23 protein-coding genes are annotated in these 25,669 nt (G+C 54.5%); 11 read left to right on the top strand and 12 right to left on the bottom strand.

The genetic code is table 11. The features are described 5' to 3' along the window. Positions 1–13 precede the first annotated feature (13 nt). The gene (locus OVA10_RS06630) at positions 14–1,441 is read right to left on the bottom strand and encodes a glycoside hydrolase family 1 protein (RefSeq protein WP_268195656.1); all 1,428 of its coding nucleotides are present in this window, start codon (positions 1,439–1,441) and stop codon (positions 14–16) included. Positions 1,442–1,448: 7 nt separating this feature from the next. Next, on the bottom strand, positions 1,449–2,786 hold the full coding sequence (locus tag OVA10_RS06625; RefSeq protein WP_268195655.1) for a PTS sugar transporter subunit IIC: 1,338 nt from the start codon (positions 2,784–2,786) through the stop codon (positions 1,449–1,451). A 401-nt stretch (positions 2,787–3,187) separates the two neighbouring features. Between OVA10_RS06625 and OVA10_RS06620 the strand changes: the two genes are divergently transcribed. Further along, on the top strand, positions 3,188–4,204 hold the full coding sequence (locus tag OVA10_RS06620; protein ID WP_107702910.1) for a LacI family DNA-binding transcriptional regulator: 1,017 nt from the start codon (positions 3,188–3,190) through the stop codon (positions 4,202–4,204). Here the strand turns inward: OVA10_RS06620 and lysA are convergent. Further along, a complete protein-coding gene (lysA, locus tag OVA10_RS06615) occupies positions 4,196–5,458 on the bottom strand; it encodes a diaminopimelate decarboxylase (RefSeq protein WP_268195654.1) in 1,263 nt (420 codons plus the stop codon). The genes OVA10_RS06620 and lysA overlap by 9 nt on opposite strands. A 121-nt stretch (positions 5,459–5,579) precedes the next feature. On the opposite strand from lysA, the gene OVA10_RS06610 reads away from it, so the two are divergent. After that, complete coding sequence (locus OVA10_RS06610; RefSeq protein ID WP_268195653.1) at positions 5,580–6,500, top strand: LysR family transcriptional regulator; 921 nt, start codon at positions 5,580–5,582, stop codon at positions 6,498–6,500. 4 nt (positions 6,501–6,504) lie between these two features. Here OVA10_RS06610 and OVA10_RS06605 read toward each other — a convergent pair whose 3' ends face one another. Continuing rightward, positions 6,505–7,197 (bottom strand): aspartate/glutamate racemase, encoded by a 693-nt coding sequence (locus OVA10_RS06605; protein WP_123428610.1) that lies wholly within the window; start codon positions 7,195–7,197, stop codon positions 6,505–6,507. Between the two features lie 136 nt (positions 7,198–7,333). Between OVA10_RS06605 and OVA10_RS06600 the strand changes: the two genes are divergently transcribed. Next, on the top strand, positions 7,334–7,657 hold the full coding sequence (locus OVA10_RS06600; protein ID WP_268195652.1) for a cupin domain-containing protein: 324 nt from the start codon (positions 7,334–7,336) through the stop codon (positions 7,655–7,657). A 47-nt stretch (positions 7,658–7,704) separates the two neighbouring features. Here the strand turns inward: OVA10_RS06600 and wzz(fepE) are convergent, their stop codons facing one another. Next, complete coding sequence (gene wzz(fepE), locus OVA10_RS06595) at positions 7,705–8,835, bottom strand: LPS O-antigen length regulator Wzz(fepE) (protein WP_268195651.1); 1,131 nt, start codon at positions 8,833–8,835, stop codon at positions 7,705–7,707. A 546-nt stretch (positions 8,836–9,381) separates the two neighbouring features. On the opposite strand from wzz(fepE), the gene OVA10_RS06590 reads away from it, so the two are divergent. The 5 genes from OVA10_RS06590 (at position 9,382) to OVA10_RS06570 (ending at position 14,802) form a co-directional block, all read left to right on the top strand. Then, positions 9,382–10,272 (top strand): carbohydrate ABC transporter permease, encoded by an 891-nt coding sequence (locus tag OVA10_RS06590; RefSeq protein WP_100779065.1) that lies wholly within the window; start codon positions 9,382–9,384, stop codon positions 10,270–10,272. Beyond that, a complete protein-coding gene (locus OVA10_RS06585; protein WP_100779064.1) occupies positions 10,265–11,167 on the top strand; it encodes a carbohydrate ABC transporter permease in 903 nt (300 codons plus the stop codon). Before OVA10_RS06590 ends, OVA10_RS06585 begins: the two co-directional genes overlap by 8 nt. A 12-nt stretch (positions 11,168–11,179) precedes the next feature. After that, a complete protein-coding gene (locus OVA10_RS06580; RefSeq protein WP_268195650.1) occupies positions 11,180–12,307 on the top strand; it encodes an ABC transporter ATP-binding protein in 1,128 nt (375 codons plus the stop codon). A 14-nt stretch (positions 12,308–12,321) separates the two neighbouring features. Beyond that, the gene (locus OVA10_RS06575) at positions 12,322–13,608 is read left to right on the top strand and encodes an ABC transporter substrate-binding protein (protein ID WP_123428604.1); all 1,287 of its coding nucleotides are present in this window, start codon (positions 12,322–12,324) and stop codon (positions 13,606–13,608) included. A gap of 66 nt (positions 13,609–13,674) precedes the next feature. After that, on the top strand, positions 13,675–14,802 hold the full coding sequence (locus tag OVA10_RS06570) for an oligogalacturonate lyase family protein (RefSeq protein WP_268195649.1): 1,128 nt from the start codon (positions 13,675–13,677) through the stop codon (positions 14,800–14,802). Between the two features lie 39 nt (positions 14,803–14,841). Here the strand turns inward: OVA10_RS06570 and araE are convergent, their stop codons facing one another. The 3 genes from araE to kduI all read right to left on the bottom strand — a co-directional run bounded on the left by araE (position 14,842) and on the right by kduI (position 18,232). Next, the gene (araE, locus tag OVA10_RS06565) at positions 14,842–16,260 is read right to left on the bottom strand and encodes an arabinose-proton symporter AraE (RefSeq protein ID WP_255409579.1); all 1,419 of its coding nucleotides are present in this window, start codon (positions 16,258–16,260) and stop codon (positions 14,842–14,844) included. 310 nt (positions 16,261–16,570) lie between these two features. Continuing rightward, positions 16,571–17,332 (bottom strand): 2-dehydro-3-deoxy-D-gluconate 5-dehydrogenase KduD, encoded by a 762-nt coding sequence (gene kduD, locus OVA10_RS06560; RefSeq protein ID WP_100779059.1) that lies wholly within the window; start codon positions 17,330–17,332, stop codon positions 16,571–16,573. A 63-nt stretch (positions 17,333–17,395) separates the two neighbouring features. Continuing rightward, a complete protein-coding gene (gene kduI / locus OVA10_RS06555) occupies positions 17,396–18,232 on the bottom strand; it encodes a 5-dehydro-4-deoxy-D-glucuronate isomerase (protein WP_100779058.1) in 837 nt (278 codons plus the stop codon). Between the two features lie 457 nt (positions 18,233–18,689). Here kduI and OVA10_RS06550 point away from each other — a divergent pair, with 457 nt between their 5' ends. After that, positions 18,690–19,865, top strand: coding sequence for an oligogalacturonate lyase family protein (locus tag OVA10_RS06550; protein WP_100779057.1), 1,176 nt, complete (start codon positions 18,690–18,692; stop codon positions 19,863–19,865). A 178-nt stretch (positions 19,866–20,043) separates the two neighbouring features. Here the strand turns inward: OVA10_RS06550 and OVA10_RS06545 are convergent, their stop codons facing one another. The 3 genes from OVA10_RS06545 to OVA10_RS06535 form a co-directional block, all read right to left on the bottom strand. After that, the gene (locus tag OVA10_RS06545; protein ID WP_100779056.1) at positions 20,044–20,727 is read right to left on the bottom strand and encodes an oligogalacturonate-specific porin KdgM family protein; all 684 of its coding nucleotides are present in this window, start codon (positions 20,725–20,727) and stop codon (positions 20,044–20,046) included. A gap of 324 nt (positions 20,728–21,051) precedes the next feature. Then, positions 21,052–22,230, bottom strand: coding sequence for an acetyl-CoA C-acetyltransferase (locus OVA10_RS06540; protein ID WP_100779055.1), 1,179 nt, complete (start codon positions 22,228–22,230; stop codon positions 21,052–21,054). A gap of 94 nt (positions 22,231–22,324) precedes the next feature. Continuing rightward, on the bottom strand, positions 22,325–23,191 hold the full coding sequence (locus OVA10_RS06535) for a LysR family transcriptional regulator (protein WP_100779054.1): 867 nt from the start codon (positions 23,189–23,191) through the stop codon (positions 22,325–22,327). 103 nt (positions 23,192–23,294) lie between these two features. Here OVA10_RS06535 and OVA10_RS06530 point away from each other — a divergent pair, with 103 nt between their 5' ends. Then, a complete protein-coding gene (locus OVA10_RS06530) occupies positions 23,295–23,753 on the top strand; it encodes a multidrug/biocide efflux PACE transporter (RefSeq protein ID WP_100779053.1) in 459 nt (152 codons plus the stop codon). A 118-nt stretch (positions 23,754–23,871) separates the two neighbouring features. After that, positions 23,872–25,101 carry an amino acid permease gene (locus OVA10_RS06525; RefSeq protein WP_123428598.1) on the top strand — a complete coding sequence of 410 codons (1,230 nt, stop codon included), beginning with the start codon at positions 23,872–23,874 and terminating at the stop codon, positions 25,099–25,101. A gap of 37 nt (positions 25,102–25,138) precedes the next feature. Here the strand turns inward: OVA10_RS06525 and OVA10_RS06520 are convergent, their stop codons facing one another. Beyond that, positions 25,139–25,666 carry a GNAT family N-acetyltransferase gene (locus OVA10_RS06520; protein ID WP_268195648.1) on the bottom strand — a complete coding sequence of 176 codons (528 nt, stop codon included), beginning with the start codon at positions 25,664–25,666 and terminating at the stop codon, positions 25,139–25,141. Positions 25,667–25,669 lie beyond the last annotated feature (3 nt).

Below are 25,669 nucleotides of genomic sequence, written 5' to 3'. Positions count from 1 at the left end.
CGTCGTGATTAGCCTATTTCCATTCATCATCGACAGTCAGCGTCAGCGTGCGTTCATCGCGCAGCTTTCGGAACCACGCCGCCGACTTTTTCGCCCGGCGGGCGCGGTTATCGGCCAGATCGATTTCAATCAGGCCATAGCGGTTTTTGAACGCGTTCATCGGCGAGACGTTATCGGTGAACGCCCACAGCATGTAGCCGTGGCAGTTTGCCCCCTCTTCGCGCGCCAGCAGCGTGTAATAGAGGTGCTCGCTGATAAACGCGATACGATAATCGTCGGCAATAACCCCGTCGCTGCCCCGGAATTGCCCTTCGTTTTCTACGCCCATTCCGCTTTCCGCCACAAACCACGGGATGTTGCGATAGTCGTTTTTGATACGCATCGCCATGTCGTAGATAATTCGTGGATAAATTTCCCAGCCGCGCGAGGCGTTCATTTTGCGCCCCGGCAGTTCGAACGGTTCGTAGTAGTAGGCCGGATGGAAGGGCGTTTCCGGATGCCAGGCCCGTGACGGGGCTTTGACCCGGTGCGGGTAATAGAGGTTGATCCCCAGCTCGTCGACGGTATTTTCGGCAATGATTGCCAGCTCATCCGCGCTGTACTCCCACTGCACATGGTGCTGCTCAAGTAAGGTAAACAGCGCCTGTGGATAACGTCCATGTACCAGCGGGTCGAGAAAGATGCGGTTATAGAACAGATCGTAGATCTCTGCCGCGCGCACGTCATGGGGCGCTTTCGAGCGCGGATAGGTCACTTCCGGATTCAGGATGCAGCCCACGGTTCCCCGGTAGCCTTTCTCATGGAACAGCTTCACCACTTTCGCCGTCGCCAGCACTTTGTGATGATTCCACTGCATCCAGGTGCCTGTGTTCTGCTCGTAGGGCCAGCGCAGCGCGTCGAGATAAACGCGCGTCTGCACCACAATCGGCTCGTTGAAGGTGAACCAGCGCGTCACTTTCCCGTGATAACGTGCAAACACTTTTTCGGCGTAACGCACAAAGAGTTCCACCACCTGCTTTGAGGCCCAGCCGCCGTAGGTTTCCAGCAGCGCACCCGGTAGCTCGTAGTGCTCCAGGCAGATCATCGGCTCGATGCCCTGAAGGTGCATTTCGTCGAACAGAGCATCGTAATACGCCGCGTACTCTTCATCGACGATCACGTTTTCGTAATCGGTCAAAAACCGCGACCAGTTAATAGAGGTGCGATAGTGCGTCAGTCCGGCCTGCTTCATCAATGCCACGTCTTCGCGGAAGCGGTTGATAAAATCGGTCGCCACCGCCGGGCCGTAGCCGTTATGCCAGACGTGACGATCGTTTTTGTACCAGAGATCGATCCACGAATCCTGCCCCTCTTTTTTGCCGCTCCAGCCTTCCGTTTGCCAGGCCGACGCAGCGGCACCCAGAATAAAATCCTGCGGGATCGAGATGTGTTTTGTGCTCATGAGATCCTCATGCGTTATTTGTCGCTTGCTGGCTTTGCGCCTGCAGGGCCGCCTGCTCCGCGCGGCGTGAGGCCATCTTCACGAACGGCAGATAGATCAGCACGGCGGTGACGATACAGATCAGCTGGGTGATCACCGCTCCCATCGATCCCGCCGTCGACAACCAGGCGTTGATCAGAGGAGGCGTAGTCCACGGCACCATCACCACGGCTTTTCCGGCGAAACCGGTGACCGTCGCGAAATAGCCAATCGAGCCGGTCACCAGCGGAGTGATGATGAACGGGATCGCAAGGATGGGGTTGAGCATGATTGGCATACCGAAGATCACCGGTTCGTTGATGTTAAAAATCCCCGGCCCGATAGAGAGCTTGGCGATCTCACGCATCTCTTTGCGCTTCGTGCCAATCATCACCGCGATCAGCAGGCCGATGGTCAAACCCGATCCGCCGATGCTCATGTACACATCCCAGAACGGCATGGTGATGATGTTGGGGATCTCTTTGCCCTGCTCGAAGGCGCTCATGTTGACGGTGATCGCCCCCAGCAGCAGCGGCTCGCGGATCGGTTTGATCATCTGATTACCGTGGATGCCGATCACCCAGAAAAGCTGCGCGACGAACATCAGCAACAGAATACCCGGCAGGCTCTGCACCACGCGCTCAAGCGGTTGCTGCACCACCTGATAGACCGCGTCATACAGGTACATGCCGGTCAGCTGATGGAAGATAAAACCGAAGGTCGCAATGGCGGTGGTGGTGATAATCGCCGGGATCAGCGCCGAGAACGACGCTGAAACGTTCGGCGGGACCGTATCAGGCATTTTGATTTTCAGCCCTGGACGGTTTTCCAGCCAGCAGTAAACCTCGACGGAGAGAATGGCAATAAACATGCCGAGGAACAGGCTGCGGGTATCCGAGAACTGGCGTAGCAGCACGTCTTTCACCACGTGCATCTGCCCGTCGACCAGCATTTCGACGGTGGTCGGCGTGACACAGATAAAGCAGATCACTGCCAGCAGGCCCGGAAACAGTGATTTGATACCGTTGATACGCCCAAGCTCAATACCAATTAAAAACACCGCGCCAATGTTGAGAAAATTCAGCGTGGCGTAGTTTATCGCGCTAGTGATCGGCTTAAGCGCCGCCAGAAACGAGAGGGACTGGAAGCTCGCGAGGCCGTTTTTAGGGTCCAGCACCATGTTGGAAATCAGCACCGAGAAGGCGCCCACAATGATGACTGGCATTAAGGTAATGAACGAGGATTTTATCGCCATGATATAGCGATAGCTGTTGAATTTAGTGGCGAAACTGCCCAGAGCGTCGATCAGTTTTTCCTGCACTGCCATAAGGTAATACCTCAGTAAAAGGGCTTTTATACCCGTCGCCTTTCACGTTGCAGGGTTATGGCTGCACTCACTCACCCGAACCGCTGCCTAACGTAAGTGCATCGGGATGGGTACGGGTGCCGCCGTCCTGCCACATGAAGCCGCCTGGATAGAGAATAAGGTGTACAGCCGGATACTATTGGCATACCAAAAATAGCTTCAGGTCGCTCAGGGTTCTGTGATTCAACTCTCAATGCGGCCAGAGGTATTCCAAATCATGATTTTTCACCACTTTGGTATGCCAGTTACCCCGTTTTATGCTGAACCGTGATCGCGATAGGGATTTTCCCCTCGCCGTCTCGCTTATGCGCCTGAGGGTCTGTGATAAACTGCGGACGATTACGTGAATGCAGGAATGTCTAATGGCAACAATGCTGGATGTCTCACTACGCGCGGGTGTGTCGAAAGCCACGGTCTCGCGCGTGCTGAATGGCACAGGTCAGGTCAAAGAGAGTACGCGTCAGCAGGTATTTAACGCGATGGAAGAGCTGGGCTATCGCCCAAATTTCCTCGCGCAGTCGCTGGCGAACCAGACCAGCAACAGCATTGGTCTGGTGGTCTCAACTTTTGATGGTTTTTACTTTGGTCGTCTGCTGCAGCAGGCGTCGCGCCAGACGGAAACGCACGGCAAGCAGCTGATCGTCACCGACGGCCATGACGCGCCTGAGCGTGAAGAGCAGGCGGTGCAAATGCTGGCAGACCGCCAGTGCGACGCCATTGTGCTGTACACGCGCTATATGAGCGAAAAAGCGATCATGAAGCTTATCAACAGCGTGAAAATGCCGCTGGTGGTGATTAACCGCGACGTCAGTCTGGCGCGCGATCGATGCGTGTTTTTCGAGCAGCAGGAAGCGGCGTTTAAAGCGGTCGATTATCTGATTAGCCAGGGCCATCGGGAGATCGCCTGCATTACAGTGCCCATTCACACCCCAACGGGTAAAGCACGTCTGATGGGCTATCGTCAGGCGCTGGAAAAACACGGCATTGCCTGGGACGATCGTCGGGTGAAGTACGGAGATGCGGGCATGACGCGGGGATACGAGCTGTGCAACGAACTGCTCAGCGAGAAAGTCCCGTTTACCGCCCTGTTCGCCTGTAACGATGATATGGCGCTCGGATCGTCCAAAGCGTTGCATCAGGCCGGGCTGCATATTCCGCAGGACATTTCGCTGTTTGGTTTTGACGACGCGCCGAGCGCCAAATGGCTGGAACCCGCCCTCTCCACCGTCTATCTGCCAATCGATAATATGATCGTCACGGCTATCGATCAGGCGGTTCGGCTGGCTAACCACCAGCCGATCGAGACGATCCCGCCGTTTACCGGTACGCTCATGTTGCGCGATTCGGTCACGACAGGGCCGTTTTACACCTCAAAATAGTTCGAGCGCGAGCAGCTCTTCAATGGTCTGGCGACGGCGAATCAGCCGCGCCACGCCGTTATCGAATAGCACTTCTGGCAGCAACGGACGGCTGTTGTAGTTGGACGACATCGACGCGCCATACGCCCCCGTATCGTGCAGCACCAGGTAATCTCCCGGCGCAACGACAGGCAGCGCGCGGGTTTCCACTTTGCCCCCTTCCTGCTGGGTAAAGACATCGCCCGATTCGCACAGCGGACCGGCGACCACGGTATCAACCCGCGGCGCCTGCGTTAAGTCACGACCATCCGCCGCCAGCGCGGTAATATGGTGATAGCTGCCGTACATCGCCGGGCGCATCAGATCGTTAAAGCCCGCATCCACCAGCACGAAGTGTCGGCTCCCCATCGCCTTCACGCTGCGGACCTGAGTGACCAGCACGCCGGACTCTGCCACCAGGAAACGTCCCGGCTCGATTTCCAGTTTGACCGCATGGCCCAGATGGGCGGCAATTTTGTCGCGCGCCGCGCTCCAGAGGCCGTAGTAGTGATCTGTATCGATCGCCTCTTCCCCTTCGCGATACGGGATCGACAGGCCGCCACCGGCGGAGATCGCCTCCAGATCCTGACCGAATTCGATCACCTGGCGCACCATCGCGCCGCACACCTGCTCAAGATGACCGTAATCGACGCCGGAACCGATGTGCATGTGAATGCCCACCAGCGTCAGGTTGTAGCGCTGCAGCACTTCCAGTGCCGCAGGGAGGTCGGTATACCAGATGCCGTGCTTGCTGTTTTCACCGCCAGTGTTGGTTTTCTGGCTGTGCCCGTGACCAAAACCCGGATTGACTCGCAGCCAGACGCGGTGGCCCGGCGAAACTTGCCCCAGCTGTTCCAGCATATCCACCGAACCGGCGTTGACCGGGATCTGCAGCTCATGCACGCGGGCGAGCGTCGCGCTGTCAATCACGTCAGCGGTGAAGACAATCGCCTCGCCGTCGTGCTTCGGATCGTACCCTGCCGTCAGCGCACGTTCGATTTCACCCAGCGAAACGGAATCCACTTTCACGCCCTGCTCGCGCATCAGACGCAGAATATGGATGTTTGAACAGGCTTTCTGCGCGAAACGCACCACGTCAAACTGATGCAGCGCCGCAATCTTTTCGCGAACGATCTGCGCGTCATAAACCCAGACCGGGCAGCCAAACTCAGCGGGTAAGCGCAGCAGGTTCTCGGCATTCAGATCGGTATCGGTACTGTTCAGGGGGCGTGGCATGGTGTTCTCCGGGTAACGTCATTTTTTAACATTACGCCACAGCGCGAAGAGAATAAAAAATATCGTTTTATCGCGAGTCTATGCAAAAATGATATGGATTCCCGATCAAAACAGGTGCCCTATGTCCGCCGTTAACCTACGCCATATCGAAATTTTTCACGCGGTGATGACCACCGGTAATCTGACCGAAGCCGCGCAGATGCTGCACACCTCGCAGCCCACGGTGAGCCGCGAGCTGGCGCGGTTTGAAAAAGTGTTAGGGTTGACGCTGTTTGAGCGTACGCGCGGCAGGCTGCATCCGACGGTGCAGGGTTTGCGCTTGTTCGAAGAAGTTCAGCGCTCGTGGTACGGCCTGGACCGCATCGTCAGTGCAGCGGAGAGTCTGCGGGAATTCCGCCAGGGCGAGCTATCGATTGTCTGCCTGCCGGTCTTTTCCCAGTCGTTCCTGCCGCCGCTGATTCAGCCGTTTCTCGCCCGCTATCCCGACGTGAATCTCACTATTGTGCCGCAGGAGTCGCCGCTGCTTGAAGAGTGGCTCTCGGCACAGCGCCACGATTTAGGCCTGACCGAAACCCTGGTCACACCTGCGGGAACGGAGCGCACTGAACTGCTGTCTCTGGATGAAGTCTGCGTGTTGCCTGAGGGCCACCGCCTTGCCAGCAAAAACGTGCTGACACCGGCGGATTTCCACGGTGAAAACTATATCAGCCTGTCACAGACCGACAGCTACCGACAGCTGCTGGATACGCTGTTCCAGGAACATCAGGTGAAACGACGGATGGTGGTAGAGACCCACAGCGCGGCGTCCATTTGCGCGATGGTGCGGGCGGGCGTGGGGATTGCGGTGGTGAATCCGCTCACGGCGCTGGACTATGCCGCAAGCGGGATTGTGATCCGCCGCTTTAGCATTTCCGTTCCCTTTACCGTGAGCCTGATTCGTCCGCTGCATCGCCCGGCGTCTGCGCTGGTTGATGCGTTTACGGCGCATCTGGTGGAGCACTCCCACCGGGTGGCGCAGCAGTTACCGGACCTGCAAAACTAGCCTCTTACGACAACATAAACTCGACGGCATCGGCGGCATGAATTGCCGTGGTGTCAAAGACCGGGAGCGCGCTGTCGTCAGCCGGAACCAGCAGACCAATCTCGGTGCAGCCAAAGATCACCCCTTCGGCGCCCTGCTCCGCGAGTTTATCGATCACGCCGAGATAATAGTGGCGCGAGGCGTCGCTGAAGGTACCGAGGCACAGCTCTTCAAAGATGATCTGGTTGATGCGCGCCCTGTCGGCCTCGTTGGGGATCAGGCTTTCAATGCCGAACTGTGACTCCAGTCGCCCGCGATAGAAATCCTGCTCCATGGTGTAGCGCGTCCCCAGGAGTGCCACGCGCGTCATCCCGCTGGCGGTTATGGCCCGCCCGGTGGCATCGGCGATATGCAGGAACGGCAGCGAGCAGCTTTCCTCAATATGTGACGCCACTTTGTGCATGGTGTTGGTACAGAGCAAAATGCCATCCGCGCCCGCACGCTCCAGCCCGAGGGCCGCTTGTGCGAGGATTTCGCCCGCTTTATCCCACTCACCGCTGGCCTGGCAGGCCTCTATCTCATGGAAATCGACGCTGTGCAGCAGCAGGCTCGCCGAATGCAGGCCGCCGAGACGTTGTTTGATGCCTTCATTAATCAGGCGATAATAAGGAATGGTGGACTCCCAGCTCATTCCTCCCAGCAGACCGATCGTTTTCATATGTTCTCCTGTTCAGATTTCTCCAGTGAAGCAAACTTGTGATCCTGTTTCCAGTTATTTGGCTTGCCGTTTCCTTTTCACTCGCGCTGATATAAATTAATTAAAACAATGTTTCACTAATTAACAGGACACCACGATGTTTATTTTCCACAAAGAGACACAGCTTGAGGATCTGGGCAATGGCGTGACGCGTCGTATTCTGGCGCACGACGGCAAGATGATGGCGGTGGAAGTCAATTTTGAGCAGGGGGCGATTGGGCCAATGCACAACCATCCGCACGAACAGTTAACCTATGTGCTCTCCGGCGAATTCGAGTTCACCATTGGCGAAAAGAAGCACGTGGTGACGGCGGGCGATACCCTCTATAAAGAGCCGCACGTGATGCACGGCTGCGTGTGCCTGAAACCTGGCACGCTGCTGGATACCTTCACCCCCGTGCGCGAAGATTTCCTCAAATAAATAAAAAAGGGCGGTTGTTACCCCGCCCTTCTCGTCATCAATGTGATTTAGTTCGTCGCCAGTTCATGCTCTGGTAGCGGTGAACGTGCATGCATTGCCTCACGAATCAGCACGCTGCCACAAGCCACGATTCCACCGATCAGAGCGGCCAGGATAATGATCAGAGCCTTGCCCGGTCCGTCTTTTTTCACCGGCATCGACGGCGAAAGCTGATACTTGAACGGTTCAAAATTCACATCATTGATGGAGAGCTTCTCCAGCTGAGCCAGATGGTATTCGCGGTTCTGGAAATCGGCGTTCAGCTCGGCCACATCTTTCAACGATTTCTCAATTCGCAGTTTCTGCGCAATCCCGTCCGCGCCCAGCGCGATGGAGTAATCAGGATCATCTTTTACCGCCTGACCGTTGCTGTAGACCGGCTTTTTGATTCCGGCGGCGTTTGCCACTTCCAGAGAGTAGTTAAGGCGCTGAAGATTGGTGTTATGGATCGTCGTCAGACGGACACGGTCCAGCTCCAGCCGCTCTTTTTCCATCTGCGTTTTCAGTCCCAGCGCGTTACGCACGTTGAGCATCGTCTCTTTCTCAACGATGGCAGAGATGTAATCGATGTACCCTTTCAGCACGATCTGCGCGTCTTGCGCCGTCGGCGCGCTAAAACTCAACGTCCATGACGCGTAGGGCGCTTTATCGGAATTTTTGGCTGCTGCGTTATCGGTCGCGGTCATGCGTTCAGCAATATTCACCGCCGCGCGATGCAAGTCCTGCGGATCGATCTCAGCATCTTTTAACTGCGCCATCACGAAGGGGGAGGTTTTCAGATACTCTTCCAGCAGCGACTGAGACTGAAACTTTTTGATAAACAGGTTAAAGACGTCCGAGCGCTTAACGCTGACATCGACATCCAGCACCTGCAGCGCGATCAGCATTTTCTGCACGTCACTCCACTGGGTTTGCTCCGCGGGGGTCACTACCGCTTTACTGGTCCACTTTTGTGGCATCAGGAAGGCGGCGATAAGCCCCACGACAGCAAAAGCGAAAACCACAGCAATAATCCGCTTTCTGGCAGCAAATAAGATTTCGAAGAGCCCCAGGAGGTCAATTTCTTTCTGGGCAACGACCGGGGGTGGATAACTGGCAAAATGCAGCTCCGTGCTTTTTTTGATATCCATAGCAGACATTCTAATTCTTCTGGTTGAGTTGCAGTGAAATCCTGCCAATCACAGTTAGGTGAAATGGATGATACCCGAAACTAAGAATCATCTGAATGTGCGTTTGCAAAAAATGAGGAATGCGCTACGAAATTTAGTAGTTAGTCGCAATGAGTTATTGAATGTTACAAAGACACATGTTTCACCCGTCACCGATCTCCTCCTTCGGCTTTTCTTCTGTCTAAAAGTCAAAATTGCCAGCCACCTCACCTTATTGAAACAGCGTTTCGACAGCGATCACATTTCCATCATTAATAGAATGACGCAGAAACAAATCGCAATAAAATAAATTAAAACGATGTTTTACAAATCAAGAACAACGGTTCGTTTGTTTTTGAAACCCAGACAAGGCGTGTCCAAATGGAATGATAAAACATCTTATTTATCAGCAGGTAAATGGAGTAGACCTCGTGCGACGCACACCGAACACTCGCTTCCCCGTCTCGTAAAACCGATGCGGGCAGCAGCACCACCAGCAGATTCCGTTTTAAACCATTGATTGCCAGGTAGGTATGTATGAATGAAAACAAAATGCTGGGGCTAGCGTGGATATCACCCTACATAATCGGGTTGATAATCTTTACCGCGTTTCCCTTTGTTTCATCTTTCTTTCTCAGTTTCACTGATTACGATCTGATGAGCCCGCCGGTATTTAACGGCATAGAAAACTACCGCTACATGTTTACAGAAGATACCCTCTTCTGGAAATCCATGGGCGTCACTTTTGCCTATGTATTTTTGACCATCCCGCTGAAGCTGGCCTTTGCGCTGGGAATTGCGTTTGTCCTGAACTTTAAATTACGCGGCATTGGATTCTTCCGAACGGCCTATTATATTCCGTCAATCCTCGGCAGCTCCGTCGCTATTGCCGTTCTGTGGCGCGCGCTGTTTGCGATTGATGGCCTGCTGAACAGCTTTATCGGTGTATTTGGTCTGGACCCGGTGAACTGGCTCGGTGAACCGTCTCTGGCGCTGATGTCCGTCACCTTACTGCGCGTCTGGCAGTTTGGTTCCGCTATGGTCATCTTCCTGGCCGCTCTGCAAAACGTTCCGCAGTCTCAGTATGAAGCGGCGATGATCGACGGCGCTTCCAAATGGCAGATGTTCATGAAAGTGACCGTGCCGCTGATTACACCAGTGATCTTCTTCAACTTCATTATGCAGACCACCCAGGCGTTCCAGGAATTTACCGGTCCGTACGTGATAACGGGCGGTGGACCAACCTATTCGACCTATCTGTTCTCGCTTTACATCTACGACACCGCCTTCAAGTACTTTGATATGGGTTACGGCGCAGCGCTGGCCTGGATCCTGTTCCTGGTCGTCGCGGTCTTTGCCGCTATCGCCTTTAAATCTTCGAAATACTGGGTGTTCTACTCTGCCGATAAGGGAGGCAAAAATGGCTGATATTCAGGAACTCTCCACGGCGAGAAGCATCGCGGAACGCGAAGTGGCCCGCACGCTGCGCAAAGAGAAAATCAACGCCAGTATCCGCTACGTGATCCTGCTGTTTGTTGGCCTGCTGATGCTCTATCCGCTGGTGTGGATGTTCTCGGCGTCGTTCAAACCGAACCACGAGATCTTCACCACCCTGAGCCTGTGGCCCGCACACGCCACCTGGGACGGCTTTATCAACGGCTGGAAAACCGGTACCGAATACAACTTTGGCCATTACATGCTGAACACCTTTAAGTATGTGATCCCGAAAGTGATTCTGACCATTATTTCCTCCACCATCGTGGCGTACGGCTTTGCCCGCTTCGAGATCCCCTGGAAGAAATTCTGGTTCGCCACGCTCATCACCACCATGCTCCTGCCGAGCACCGTACTGCTGATCCCGCAGTACCTGATGTTCCGCGAAATGGGCATGCTGAACAGCTATATGCCGCTGTACCTGCCGCTGGCGTTCGCCACCCAAGGGTTCTTCGTCTTCATGCTGATTCAGTTCCTGCGCGGTGTTCCGCGTGACATGGAAGAAGCCGCACAGATCGACGGCTGTAACTCCCTGCAGGTGCTGTGGTATGTGGTAGTGCCGATTCTGAAACCGGCCATTATCTCCGTCGCATTGTTCCAGTTCATGTGGTCAATGAACGACTTCATCGGGCCGCTGATTTATGTCTACAGCGTGGATAAATACCCGATTGCACTGGCTCTGAAAATGTCCATCGACGTCACCGAAGGTGCGCCGTGGAACGAAATTCTGGCAATGGCGAGCATCTCCATTCTGCCATCCATCATTGTCTTCTTCCTGGCACAGCGCTACTTCGTACAGGGCGTAACCAGCAGCGGAATTAAAGGTTAAGAGGGAAATATCATGGCTGAAGTTATTTTCAACAAACTGGAAAAGGTTTACTCCAACGGCTTCAAAGCGGTACATGCTATCGACCTGAAAATCGCTGAGGGGGAATTTATGGTGATCGTCGGGCCATCCGGCTGCGCCAAATCGACCACTCTGCGTATGCTGGCGGGTCTTGAGACCATCAGCGGTGGCGAAGTCCGCATCGGTGAGAAGATCGTCAACAACCTCGCGCCAAAAGAGCGCGGAATTGCGATGGTGTTCCAGAACTACGCGCTCTATCCGCACATGACCGTGCGTGAAAACCTGGCCTTCGGTCTGAAGCTCAGCAAAATGCCGAAAGATCAGATTGAAGCACAGGTCAACGAAGCGGCGAAAATCCTCGAACTGGAAGAGCTGCTGGACCGTTTACCGCGCCAGCTCTCCGGCGGTCAGGCACAGCGTGTGGCCGTGGGTCGCGCCATCGTCAAAAAACCTGACGTGTTCCTGTTCGATGAACCGCTCTCCAACCTCGACGCCAAGCTGCGCGCCTCGATGCGTATCCGTATTTCTGACCTGCACAAACAGCTGAAGAAATCCGGTAAACCGGCGACCACCGTTTACGTCACCCACGATCAGACGGAAGCGATGACCATGGGCGACCGCATCTGCGTGATGAAACTCGGTCACATCATGCAGGTGGATACCCCGGACAACCTCTACCACAAACCGAAAAACATGTTCGTGGCCGGGTTTATCGGCGCACCTGAGATGAATATTCGCGCCACTCGACTGGTCGATCAGCAGGGCCGTCTGGCGCTGAGCATCGGCAATGAAACGATGCCATTAAGCGAAACCCTGCACGACAAAGTGATCGGCCATCAGGCGCAAGACACCTTCTACGGCATCCGCCCGGAATTCGTCTCTGTCTCTGACGAGCCGTTCGCAGAAGGTAGCTGCAGCGGCGAGCTGGTCCGCGTAGAGAACATGGGTCACGAGTTCTTCGTCTACCTGAAAGTCTCTGATTACGAACTGACTGCCCGAATTCCTTCCGATGAAGCTAAGCCTATGATTGATAAAGGACTTCACCGTAAGGTGTATTTCAAGTTTGATATGAATAAGTGCCACATTTTTGATGCAAAAACTGAACTGAACATCTCAATCTAACTGGAGTTATAAAAATGAAAAAAGTGCTTTTAAGCGCAGCAATCTCCGCTACCCTGGGCCTTACTGCTTTGCCATCGATGGCGCAAGATGTTGATTTACGTATGTCCTGGTGGGGGGGTAATGGCCGCCATCAGGTTACCCTGAAAGCGTTAGAAGAGTTCCACAAACAGCATCCGGACATTAACGTCAAAGCCGAATACACCGGCTGGGACGGCCACCTGTCGCGCCTGACCACCCAGATTGCAGGCGGCACCGAGCCGGACGTTATGCAGACTAACTGGAACTGGCTGCCGATCTTCTCGAAAACCGGCGACGGCTTCTACGATCTCAACAAAATGAAAGACGTGATCGACTTAAGTCAGTTCGATGCCAAAGAGCTGCAGTCCACCACTGTCGACGGCAAGCTGAACGGTATTCCGATCTCCGTGACCGCGCGCGTGTTCTATTTTAACGATGAGACCTGGAAAAAAGCGGGCGTCGAATACCCGAAAACCTGGGACGAGCTGAAAGCCGCGGGTAAAGCCTTTGAGAGCAAACTGGGTAAACAGTATTACCCGGTGGTTCTGGAACATCAGGACACGCTGGCACTGCTGAACTCCTACATGATTCAGAAATACAACATTCCAGCCGTTGACGAAAAAGCGAAAAAATTCTCCTACAGCAAAGAGCAGTGGGTGGAATTCTTCCAGACTTACAAAGATCTGGTGGATAGCCACGTGATGCCAGACACCAAATACTACGCGTCATTCGGCAAGAGCAACATGTATGAAATGAAGCCGTGGATTCAGGGTGAATGGGGCGGTACCTACATGTGGAACTCCACCATTAACAAGTATTCCGACAACCTGAAGCCACCGGCGAAACTGGAGCTGGGTAGCTACCCAATGCTGCCAGGCGCAACGGATGCTGGCCTGTTCTTCAAACCGGCGCAGATGCTCTCTATCGGTAAATCGAGCAAAAACCCGGAAGCCGCAGCAAAAGTCATTAACTTCCTGCTGAACAGCAAAGAAGGGGTGGATACGCTGGGTCTGGAGCGCGGCGTGCCGCTGAGTAAAGTGGCGGTGCAATACCTGACAGAAGACGGCACCATCAAAGAGAACGATCCGGCCGTTGCGGGCCTGCGCCTGGCGCAGTCTCTGCCAGCCAAACTCTCTGTCTCGCCATACTTTGACGACCCGCAGATCGTGGCGCAGTTCGGCACCTCCCTGCAGTATCTCGACTACGGTCAGAAATCCGTGGAAGAGACGGCAACCGACTTCCAGCGTCAGGCTGAACGTATCCTGAAACGCGCGATGCGCTAATTCCTGTGACCTTCCCTGCCCTGCTACCTCCGGTAGCAGGGTATTTTTTTATCCGGAGAACACGCTATGAAAGGCAAAATCATCCCGCTGAATTTTCGCACGCGCCAGGACAGTGAAACGGGGCACGAGGTGATACGGATGACGCCCCCGCACATCATTTGTCACCGCAACTACTTCTATCAAAAGTGTTTTACTCAGGACGGCAGCAAGCTGATTTTTGGCGGCGCGTTTGAGGGCCACTGGAACTACTACCTGCTGGATATCGCCAGAGAGCAGGCCACCCAGCTCACCGACGGTGCGGGTGATAACACCTTTGGCGGGTTCTTATCTCATGATGATAACTCGCTGTGGTATGTGAAAAACAACCGCGAACTGCGGCGCGTCTGTCTCGACAGTTTCGAAGAGCAGATTGTGTATGCGGTCGACGACGAGTGGGTGGCGTATGGCACCTGGGTCGCGAATTCAGACTGCACAAAACTGGTCGGGATCGAAATCAAAAAGCGTGACTGGCAGCCGTTGACCGACTGGAGCAAGTTCCGCGCCTTTTACTTTACCCAGCCCGAATGCCGCCTGAGCAATATTGATCTACGCACCGGCGAGCAGCAGGTGATTTTGCAGGAAAAACGCTGGCTCGGGCATCCGATCTATCGTCCGTTTGACGACAGCACAGTGGCGTTTTGCCATGAAGGACCGCGAGATGCCATCGACGCCCGTATGTGGCTCATCAATCCCGACGGCAGCCAGCTTCGCAAGGTGCGCCAGCATGCGCCGGGGGAAAGTTTTACCCATGAATTCTGGGTGCCGGATGGTTCCGCGCTCTATTACGTCGCGCACAAGGAGAACGATCCTCAGCGCTATCTTTGCAGCGCCGATCCACTGACGCTGGAAAATCGTCAGCTGATGGCAATACCGCCCTGTTCGCATCTGATGAGTAACCACGACGGCTCGCTGATCGTGGGCGACGGCGCGCCGCACAACACGGGCGATATCAGCCTGAACGATCCTTTTATCTGGGTATTTAATATTGCGACCGGAACGCAACACGCCGTTTGCCAGCATAACACCAGCTGGAAAGTGCTGGACGGTGACCGCCAGGTGACGCATCCACACCCGTCGTTTTCACCGGATAATCAGTGGGTGTTGTATACGTCGGATGAGGAAGGAATGCCGGCGCTGTATTTAGCGCGAGTGTAAAAAAAGCCCGGCAGGCGTAGCGCCGCCGGGCAGCAAAAATCAGACGCCGATATTGCGTAACTTCTCCCCCGCCATCAGCTTGCGTTCGATATGTTCCAGCGTGACGTTTTTGGTTTCAGGAATCAGCCAGAACGTGATGCCGATAAACGCCACATTCAGCACCGTATAGAGCCAGAAGGTTCCCGCTGCGCCGATGGAGTCGAGCAGCGTCAGGAAGGTCGCGCCGATAATCATGTTCGACACCCAGTTGGTGGTAGTGGAACAGGTGATACCAAAGTCGCGGCACTTCAGCGGCTGAATTTCCGAGCACAGGATCCACACCACCGGCGCAGCGCTCATCGCATAGCCTGCGATGCACATCATGGTCATGCCGACGGAGAGCCAGGAGAGACTGCTGGAGGCCGTGCCGTTATCGAACTGCATCAGACAGTAGCCGAGGATCAGCGTTCCGAGCGCCATCACGCTGAAACCAATTTTCAGCGCCGGTTTGCGCCCCGCTTTATCGACGGTAAATACGGCGATAAAGGTGGCGAACATAAAGGTCAGGCCCACCACCAGCGTGGCGATCATCTGCTGTTCGGTAGTGGTAAAACCGGCCATTTTGAAAATGCGCGGCGCGTAATACATGATGATGTTCATCCCGGTAAACTGCTGCATCGCCTGCAGCAACATCCCAAGAAACACCGCGCGGCGCACGTTGCGGTTGGCTTTAAACAGCGACCAGCCGCCCTGCTTCAGCTTCAGGCTTTCGCGGATTTCATTCAGCTCTTCGCGCGCTTTTTCCGAGGTATCGCGCAGCATCCGCAGCACTTCTTCCGCCTCCACGTGGCGCCCTTTTTGTGCCAGCCAGCGCGGGCTGTTCGGCAAGAAAATCACCAGCACCATCAGCAGTACGGCGGGCAGCGCCAGCACGCCCAGCATTGCGCGCCAGTTGCCGCTATAGCTGAAATAAGTATCCGAAAGAAATGCCAGCACGATACCCAGCGTCACCATCAGCTGGTACATGCTGATCATTTTCCCGCGCACGTTTTCACTCGCCATTTCAGAGAGGTAGAGCGGGGCCGTGTAGGACGCAATCCCCACCGCTACGCCCAGCAGCACCCGGGAAAGCAGTAACGCTTCAACGCCTGTGGCAAACGCGGAACCGAGCGAACCGGCGACAAACAGCACTGCCCCCACCATCAGGCTGTATTTGCGCCCCAGCCGGAAAGAGAGCCAGCCGTTGAACAGGGCACCCAGCGCCGCGCCGAGCATCATACTGCTCACCACCCACTCCTGCAGACGGCTGCTAAGCGTAAAGTGGTCGGTGATAAACGGCAGCGCACCGGCGATCACGCCGATATCCAGCCCAAACAGTAAACCGGCCACCGCCGCTGAAACGGACACGAACAGATTCATTCTGCGGGTATCGCGCAGGGCGCGGGGCATAAAGGTAGAGTCATTGATAGATGTCATAATTTCCTGCCTGAACAGCGTTAAGACGTTAACTGAAATTACGAGAAAGCCAGCAAAAGTGTCAGGCTGTTAGACGCGAAGTTATGGATTATTTGGCTGGGCAGTAGCGATCTGTGATGGACATTACAATTTCAACTCTGGGTAATTAATCACCATTTATTGTTAATGCATTAATTTATAAGCAATAAAGTTGTGATATGCATCCATCATGGATTTTCACTATGGATTTTATGACTTTGCGAATATGGACAAGCTGATTTTTTGGCAAAAAAAACCTCCGCACCAGGCAGAGGTTTTCTTTATAAGGCGAGAATTAACGCGCCAGCCAGCCACCGTCCACCGCAACGGTGTAGCCGTTGATGTAGTCAGATGCCGGGGAGGCCAGGAAGACAATCGGCCCCATCAGATCGCTTGGCAGACCCCAACGGCCCGCCGGGATGCGGTCGAGAATTTCCGCGCTACGCTGTTCATCCGCACGCAGCTGCTGGGTATTGTTGGTCGCCATGTAGCCTGGTGCAATCGCGTTGACGTTGATGTTGTGCTTCGCCCACTCGTTTGCCAGCAGACGGGTCACGCCCATCACGGCGCTTTTTGACGCAGTGTAAGACGGCACACGGATGCCACCCTGGAAAGAGAGCATGGAGGCGATATTGATGATCTTGCCGCCGTTACCCTGGGCGATAAAGTGTTTCGCCGCCGCCTGAGACATGAAGAACACGCTCTTAATGTTCAGGTTCATCACGTCATCCCAGTCGCGCTCGCTGAAGTTGATCGCGTCTTCACGACGAATCAGACCCGCGTTGTTGACCAGCACATCGATATGACCAAATTCCGCCACGGCGCGATCCAGCAGTTCAGGGATCACGTCGATTTTGCGCAGGTCCGCGGTCAGGCTCAGGAAGCGACGACCCAGCGCAGTCACGCGCTCGATGGTTTCAGTCGGTTCAACAATGTTGATCCCCACGATATCGCAGCCCGCTTCCGCCAGACCCAGCGCCATACCCTGGCCCAGGCCGGTGTCACACCCGGTTACGACCGCTACTTTACCCTGCAGAGAAAATGCATCCAGAATCATGTTTGTTCCTTAATCTTTCAGAGCCTGTCACGAACAGGCAGGTTTATGCTTCACTGCCCGCGACTAGCGCAGATCCTTAACAGCGACGTGGTCCATGTCATCGAAGACCTGATTTTCACCGACCATACCCCAGATGAAGGTATAGGCTTTGGTGCCAACACCGGAGTGAATGGACCAGCTCGGCGAAATCACGGCCTGCTCGTTTTGCATCACGATATGGCGCGTCTCTTGTGGCTGCCCCATCATGTGGAACACGCAGGCGTCTTCGTCCATGTTGAAATAGAAATACACTTCCATGCGGCGCTCATGGGTATGGCACGGCATGGTGTTCCACAGGTTGCCTGGGTCCAGTTCGGTCAGGCCCATGCTGAGCTGGCAGGTTTCCAGCACATCAGGAACGAAGTATTTGTTGATGGTGCGGCGGTTGCTGGTGAGGTTGTCACCGAGGGTGACTGGCGCAACATCCGCTGGAGTGACTTTTTTGGTTGGGTATGCCGTATGCGCCGGTGCGCAGTTATAGTAGAACTTCGCCGGTTTGCTGCTATCGATGCTTGCGAATACCACTTCCTGCGCGCCTTTGCCGACATAGAGGGCATCGCGATGACCGATTTCATAGCAGGTGCCGTCTACCGTGATAGTGCCCGGCCCGCCGATGTTAATCACACCCAGCTCGCGACGCTCCAGGAAGTAGCTGACGCCCAGCTGTTTACCCACTTCGCCACCCACGGAAACGGTTTTAGTGGTTGGCATGATCCCGCCGACGATGATGCGGTCGATGTGGCTGTACACCATGGTGTATTCATCAGCTACAAACACCTTCTCAACTAAAAACTCATCGCGCAGACCCTGAGTATCCAGTGTTTTAGCGTGCGCGCTGTGGATGCTTTGTCTGACGTCCACATTTACCTCCAGAATTGATCGTGCCCGAGGGCAAGGATGATTAACGAAACAACGTTCCGTTTTCTCTATGAGCACATAGTATCCGCTGCGAAATGGGTTTTCAATTACATTTAAAACGATGTTTCACTTTTTCTGCATCTTAATAACAGAAGTGTAGTTTGGATCACGATTGTTAAGCGTTGACAGGGATGCAAAGGTGGCATACGGAAAACAGGTGCAGAATATTTATCATAGTAAACAATCAATTATAAAACCTTTAAGATTTGACCGCAGAGAAAACATTCCACGTTCAAAATCAAAGATAGCCCTGACGACAAACAATTATTCTTACAAAGTGCGCCATCAGTCACACACATTGAAACGATGTTTTGATAATTTAACACTCAGTTTTTAACTTATCTCACATTCAGATCTGACTGGCAGAAAGTATCCTGCGGTCATATTAAAGGAGCGCATCATGGCTAAAGGTATGCGGGTCAAGCTGAACTATGACGTCAGCCGCGATCCGGATACAGGCGTGGAAATCACTCGCCTGACCCCACCGGAAGTAACCTGTCATCGAAACTACTTTTATCAGAAGTGCTTCTTTAATGATGGCAGCCATCTGCTGTTCGCCGGAGAGTTCGACGGCCACTGGAACTACTATCTGCTGGATCTGAAAAAAGCCGAAGCGGTGCAGCTGACGGAAGGCGCGGGTGACAATACGTTTGGCGGTTTTCTCTCGCCGGATGATAAGTCCCTTTATTACGTCAAAAACGACCGCACTCTACTGGAAGTGAATCTGGACACGCTGGTCGAGCGCGAAGTGTATCGCGTCTCCGACGAGTGGGTCGGCTACGGCACCTGGGTCGCCAACAGCGATTGCACCAAACTGGTCGGGATCGAGATCGCCAAAAGCGACTGGACGCCACTGAACGACTGGAAAATTTTCCACGACTTCTTCCACAAAGGGCCACACTGCCGCCTGCTGCGCGTGGATCTGAAAACCGGTGAAAGCGCGACCATTCACGAAGAGAAAAACTGGCTCGGCCACCCTATCTATCGCCCGTTCGACGACAATACCGTCGCCTTCTGCCACGAAGGCCCGCACGACCTGGTGGATGCGCGGATGTGGATGGTGAACGAAGACGGCAGCAATGTGCGCAAAGTGAAAGAGCACGCCGAAGGCGAAAGCTGCACGCACGAATTCTGGGTGCCAAACGGCTCCGCGCTGGTGTATGTCTCGTATCTGAAAGGTCAGCAGGGCCGCACCATTTACAGCTTTAACCCGGACACCGGCGTCAACGACGCGGTCATGCAGATGCCAGCCTGTTCTCATTTGATGAGCAACTTTGACGGCACGCTGCTGGTCGGCGACGGTTCTGGTACGCCGGTGGATGTGAAAGACACCAGCGGTTACACCATCGATAACGATCCTTATCTGTACGCCTTTGACGTGGCGAAAAAAGCGCACTTCCGCATCGCCCGTCACGATACCTCCTGGGCCACCGTGGCAAACAGCCGTCAGGTGACCCATCCGCATCCATCCTTTACTCCGGATGATAAAGCGGTGCTGTTCAGTTCCGATAAAGACGGCAAACCCGCTCTCTATATCGCGAAACTCCCCGAGCAACCTGAAATGTTGCATGCATGATTTAAGTTAGTGTTTCTGTAACTGGCCTTGCCCTCCTCCTGGAGGGCTTTTTTTTGGTTTGAAGAACATCTGTTTGCTCGTGATTTCGACCCGACCAGGCGAATACCCCCTGCCGACAGGCATAAAAAAGCCGGCTCATGCGAGCCGGCTTTTTCCCGGAGGTACTGTTTATTATTATTTAGAAGGAATATGCCACACCTAAACGGAAACGCGTCTGACGTTCGTCGGTCTCTTTCACGCCCACGTTGCCCACTTCCACATACGGCGCCCAGTTTTTATCCCATTTGTATGCCAGCTTAGCGTTATATTCGTTGGAATAATCTTTATTATTATTACGAATCATCCCTTCTGAACTCTTCGCGTAGACATAGTTCAGCTCGGTACGGAAATCACCCATTACCCAGCCTACCCACGCATCGCCACGGTTAACTTTATCGTCGTCTTTATTTGAGCTTGAAGGATAGCGCGTATATTCGTAACGATAACGTGCAGCCACATAGAAGCCACTGTCGAAACTGTATTGCAAATGAAGATTCGGTTTATAGATGGTGCGGCTGTCATTACTTTCGATGGTAAATGCCGGTGTCAGCGCAATATTGTCGGTGGCTTTCCAGCGCCAGCTAATCTGGTCTTCGTGGCCGTTACCGACGACATCCGCAAAAGGCTGGTCGGCTTTATCGCCGCCTGATTTCCATTTTGCTTCAACGGAAAAACCTAAGCCATTGGCGAAGCGGTGTGACACGGAAACACGGTCGGCGTTAGAGCCGCTGTCGATGTATTCGTGACGTAAATCAACGGTAACAGCCTGAGCTGCGAAAGACGCACCAACGAGAGAAGCAAGGACCAGAGATTTTTTAAACATGACAAAACCCTCAAATAAAATTATGTTTCGTTTTTATGAAATTGCATTTTATTTTTTAAATAACGATATTTTAGTGATCGAGATCGTAATTATTTGTTTCAATTTTTTTGGCAAAGATCGACGTGACACCCATCAACAAACATCGGGCATTAAAAGGGAATTTCAGGTGTAAGATCACAAAAAGAGGATATTTGATCAGAATATGAAGTTTCTGGATTTTACTGGAGGCTTTAGAATCATCTCATAAGCGTAAAAATAGATTTCAGCGCACACAAAAAAGCCTCCAATAAGGAGGCTTCTAAAAAGAGACCTATTTCAGTCCGGTTATCTTTCGATGGCGAGCGCCACGCCCTGCCCGCCACCAATGCACAAGGTCGCTAGCCCTTTGCGGGCATTGCGCTTGGTCATCTCATGCACCAGCGAAACTAAAATACGGCAGCCGGATGCGCCAATCGGGTGCCCAAGCGCAATCGCCCCACCGTTGACGTTCACCCGGCTCGGATCCCACTCCAGCATTTTCCCCACCGATATCGCCTGTGCGGCAAACGCTTCATTCACTTCAATCAGATCCACGTCGCTGAGCTGCCAGCCCGCGCGCTCAAGACAGCGGCGCGTGGCATATACGGGAGCGATGCCCATCAGGGCAGGATCGACGCCCACGCTGGCGAACGCTTTGATGCGCGCCAGCACCGGCAGATTCAACTCTTCGGCTTTGCTTTCGCTCATCATCATCACCGCCGCTGCGCCGTCGTTGATCGACGAGGCGTTGCCCGCCGTCACCGAACCGAGCGTTTCAAAGGCAGGATTGAGTTTAGCCAGCCCTTCCGCGCTGGCATCCGTGCGCGGCTGTTCATCCGTATCGATAATCAGCAGCTCGCCGTTGTGGCGCAGGGTGTCCACCGGCACGATTTCATCACGAAAACGCCCTGAGTCGATGGCGGCACGCGCTTTTTGCTGTGAACTGAGCGCATAGGCATCCTGAAGCTCACGGCTGATGCCATATTCCCGCGCCAGGTTTTCTGCGGTCACGCCCATATGGTAATCGTTGAACGCATCCCACAGGCCGTCATGCACCAGGCTATCAAGCAGTTGGCTGTTGCCGAGCTGTGCGCCGGTGCGGCTGTCCGTCAGGACGTGCGGCGCGCGGCTCATGTTCTCCTGGCCGCCGGCAATGATCACATCGGCCTCGCCGCACTGGATCGCCTGCGTCGCCAGATGCAGCGCTTTCAGACCCGAACCGCAGACGTCGTTGATCGTGATCGCCGACACAGTATTCGGCAGCCCGCCTTTCAGTGCCGCCTGACGCGCAGGGTTCTGCCCGGCGCCCGCCGTCAGCACCTGGCCCAGGATCACTTCATCTATTTCATGGGCGGGAATTCCACTGCGTTCGACCAGCGCCCTGACGACCACGCTCCCCAGCTCCACTGCAGAATGGCGAGCCAGCGCGCCCTGGAAACAGCCGATTGCCGTACGCAACGCCCCCACGATCACGACCTCTTTCATCTCTACCTCTGCGCAAAATGACACCGCTGATAGTAGATGCATTGTTATCAACAATTAACGTAATTGTTTAAAATAAGTGAGTTTTGTCACAGGATTAGCGCGCGTCCTGCAGATACTGGCGCAGCCAGCTTCCGGCGACGCCTGGCGGGCTTCGTTTGTTCCACAGAAGATCGATGGCGATGGTGCGCGGCCAGCCGGGAACGTTGATTTGTACCAGGCTTTTCGCCGCGGCGAACTCTTCCACCAGCGCACAGGGCAGCGCGCACCAGCCGAAGCCCTGCACCGCCATGCTGAGGAGCAGCAAATAGTTAGGCGCAGACCAGATGGGGCCGCGCACCTGGGTGGTTTCCCGTTCCAGATAAGTGCTCAGCTGCAGTTCGCGCCAGCCGTGCAGCTCATCCACCTCCACTCTTCCCTGCGCCGCTAGCGGGTGGGTGGTGGCAACATAGATCGCCATCTGGGTTTGCATCGGCAGGCGGATCACGCCGATCCCGGTGGGGTAAATATCGCGCGCTTCCGTAAGACCGACCTGCGCACGCTCTTTTTGCAGCAGATCGATGACATCCTCTTCCTCGCCAATCAAACACTCAAATTCCGTATGTGGGAAACGCTTGTCGAACTGGATCATCAGATCCTCCAGCACGTCCGGGTTGAGCGTGTCCGAGAGCACAAAGGTCAGCCGCGCTTCCGTCTGGGCGGTCAGGGAGACGGCCAGTTCATCCAGCCGCGCACTGGCGGCCAGAATCGACTGCACGTAACCCAGCACCTGCTCGCCCTGTTCGGTTAACACCGGCTGACGGGCGGATCGGTCAAACAGGGCAAACCCCAGATCTGCTTCCAGATTGGCAATCGCGGTGCTGACAGTGGACTGGCTTTTACGCAGGCGCCGCGCCGCAGCGGAGAACGAACCGGTAGCCACGGTTTCGACAAAAGCGGTAAGGGCTTCGGGAGAGTAGCGCATGATGTATCTATTTTATCGATGGATAGTATCTTTTATATATCACAAATTACGATAAAAATAGGCCACATCAACGCCCATTCCGGCGAATTCATGAGGTCAGGTTATGCAACACAATGTACAAAAACGAAAACTGCCGGAGCGTATCTTCCACGCGGTGTGCTTCGAAGGGATTGCCACGGCAATTCTGGCGCCTACCGCCGCCTGGTTAATGCAGCGTTCGATGGTGGAGATGGGTGGACTCACCATCATCCTGGCGACCACAGCGATGGTCTGGAACATTATCTATAACTATGGATTTGACCGTTTGTGGCCCGTTCACCGCGTAACCCGCACGGCAAAAGTGCGTGCGTTCCATGCTCTGGGCTTTGAGTGCGGCTTTATCGTAATCGGGGTGTCGATCGTCTCGGCGGTGCTCGGCGTAACGCTCCTGCAGGCATTTACCCTGGAGATCGGTTTCTTCCTGTTCTTCCTGCCGTACACCATGTTCTATAACTGGGCGTACGATACGCTGCGCGAAAAAGTCATCAAGCGCCGCCAGCAACGACGCGCCCTGGCGAACTGATCCCTCTAAGGCCGGAACCCTCTTCCGGCCTTACCTGCGACGTCAACTGCGCCTTCAACGCATAATTATGGTAAATTACCCTCCTTTTTGTTCGTTTTATAGTTGATACGTTGCTCTAATGTCGAAAATTTGGTCAAAAGAAGAGACTCTCTGGAGTTTCGCCCTCTACGGCACTGCCGTGGGCGCAGGAACCCTGTTCTTGCCCATTCAGCTCGGCTCCGCAGGCGCGATTGTCCTGCTCATTACGGCCCTCGTGGCTTATCCTTTAACCTACTGGCCGCACAAAGCGCTGGCCCAGTTTATCCTGTCGTCGAACGCCAAAGGCAGTGAAGGGATCACCAGCGCGGTGGCGCACTACTACGGCAAAAAGATCGGCAACCTGATCACCACCCTCTATTTTGTCGCCTTCTTCGTGGTGGTGCTGATTTACGCCGTGGCGATCACCAACTCGATAACAGAACAGCTGGCGAAGCATCTCACCGTTGACACCACCGTGCGCGTGCTGGTGAGTCTTGGCGTGGTGATGGTGCTGAATCTGATCTTCTTAACGGGCCGTCATATCACCCTCAAGGTGATGGGTTTTCTGGTCTTCCCGCTGATCGCCTACTTCCTGTTTGTGTCCCTGTATCTCACCGGCAGCTGGCAGCCGTCGCTGTTGACCAGCCAGATGGCGTTCGATCAGCACACGCTGCACCAGGTATGGATTTCTATTCCAGTGATGGTTTTCGCTTTTAGCCATACGCCAATCATCTCTACTTTCGCCGTCGACAGACGTGAAAAGTACGGTGATGCGGCCATGGGTAAATGCAAAAAAATCATGAAGGTCGCGTACCTGATTATTTGCCTGAGCGTGTTGTTCTTTGTCTTCAGCTGCCTACTGTCGATTCCGCCGTCGTACATCGTGGCGGCCAAAGAAGAGGGCGTGACAATTCTCTCGGCCCTCTCGATGATGCCATCTTCCCCGGCATGGTTGGGTATTTCGGGCATTGTGGTGGCGATTGTGGCGATGTCGAAATCTTTCCTCGGCACCTATTTTGGGGTCATTGAAGGGGCGACGGAGATCGTTAAATCGTCGCTGCATCAGGTGGGCATTAAGAAAAGCCGCGCCTTTAATCGCGCGGTATCGATCATGGTGGTGTCGTTTATTACCTTCGTGGTCTGTTTCATCAACCCGAACGCGATTTCGATGATTTACGCCATCAGCGGGCCTTTGATCGCCATGATTCTGTTCATCATGCCGACGCTCTCCACCTATCTTATCCCGACGCTGAAACCTTATCGCTCTTTCGGCAATCTGCTGACGCTGATCGTCGGCGTGCTGTGCGTGTCGGTCATGTTTGTCGGTTAGCCCTCATGCAGGCCCGGTGAGCGCTTCGCTTTCCGGGCTACACTTGCCGCGCTATGCGATAGAGTACATGCTCCGCGAGACGATGATCGGGGGCGAGCGCAGGATGCAAAAACTCGCCCTCTTTTATCATCCCCAGGCGTTTCATCAGGTTCTCTGACGGCGCATTCAGCACCGAGGTAAATGAGACCACCTCGCTCAGCCCCAGCGTTTTAAAGCCATACTCCAGCGCCGCCGTGGCCGCCTCGTACGCCAGCCCCTGATGCCAGAACGGTTTTGCCAGACGCCAGCCAATCTCCGTGCAGGGTGAAAAGGCAAAACGGTCAGGCTGAGGGTGCAGCCCCAGGCTACCGATAAACTCCCCCGTCGCGGTTAACTCAATGGCCCAAAATCCCCAGCCGCGTTCGGCGATGCCTTCCTGAAATCGCGCGGCAAGATTGTCGCTCTCTTCCCGCGTCAAGGTCGCCGGGAAAAATCGCATGACGTCGCTGTCGCCATTGAGTGCCGCAAAAGGGGCGAGATCTTCTGGCCTCCACTGCCGGAGCAGCAGTCGTGGTGTCTCTATCATCGG

Source organism: Lelliottia sp. SL45 (genome assembly GCF_026672535.1).
In the GTDB taxonomy this organism is placed as follows: domain Bacteria; phylum Pseudomonadota; class Gammaproteobacteria; order Enterobacterales; family Enterobacteriaceae; genus Enterobacter; species Enterobacter nimipressuralis.
Note: the sequence above shows the minus strand (reverse complement) of the source record. Positions and strands in the feature narration are given on the sequence as shown.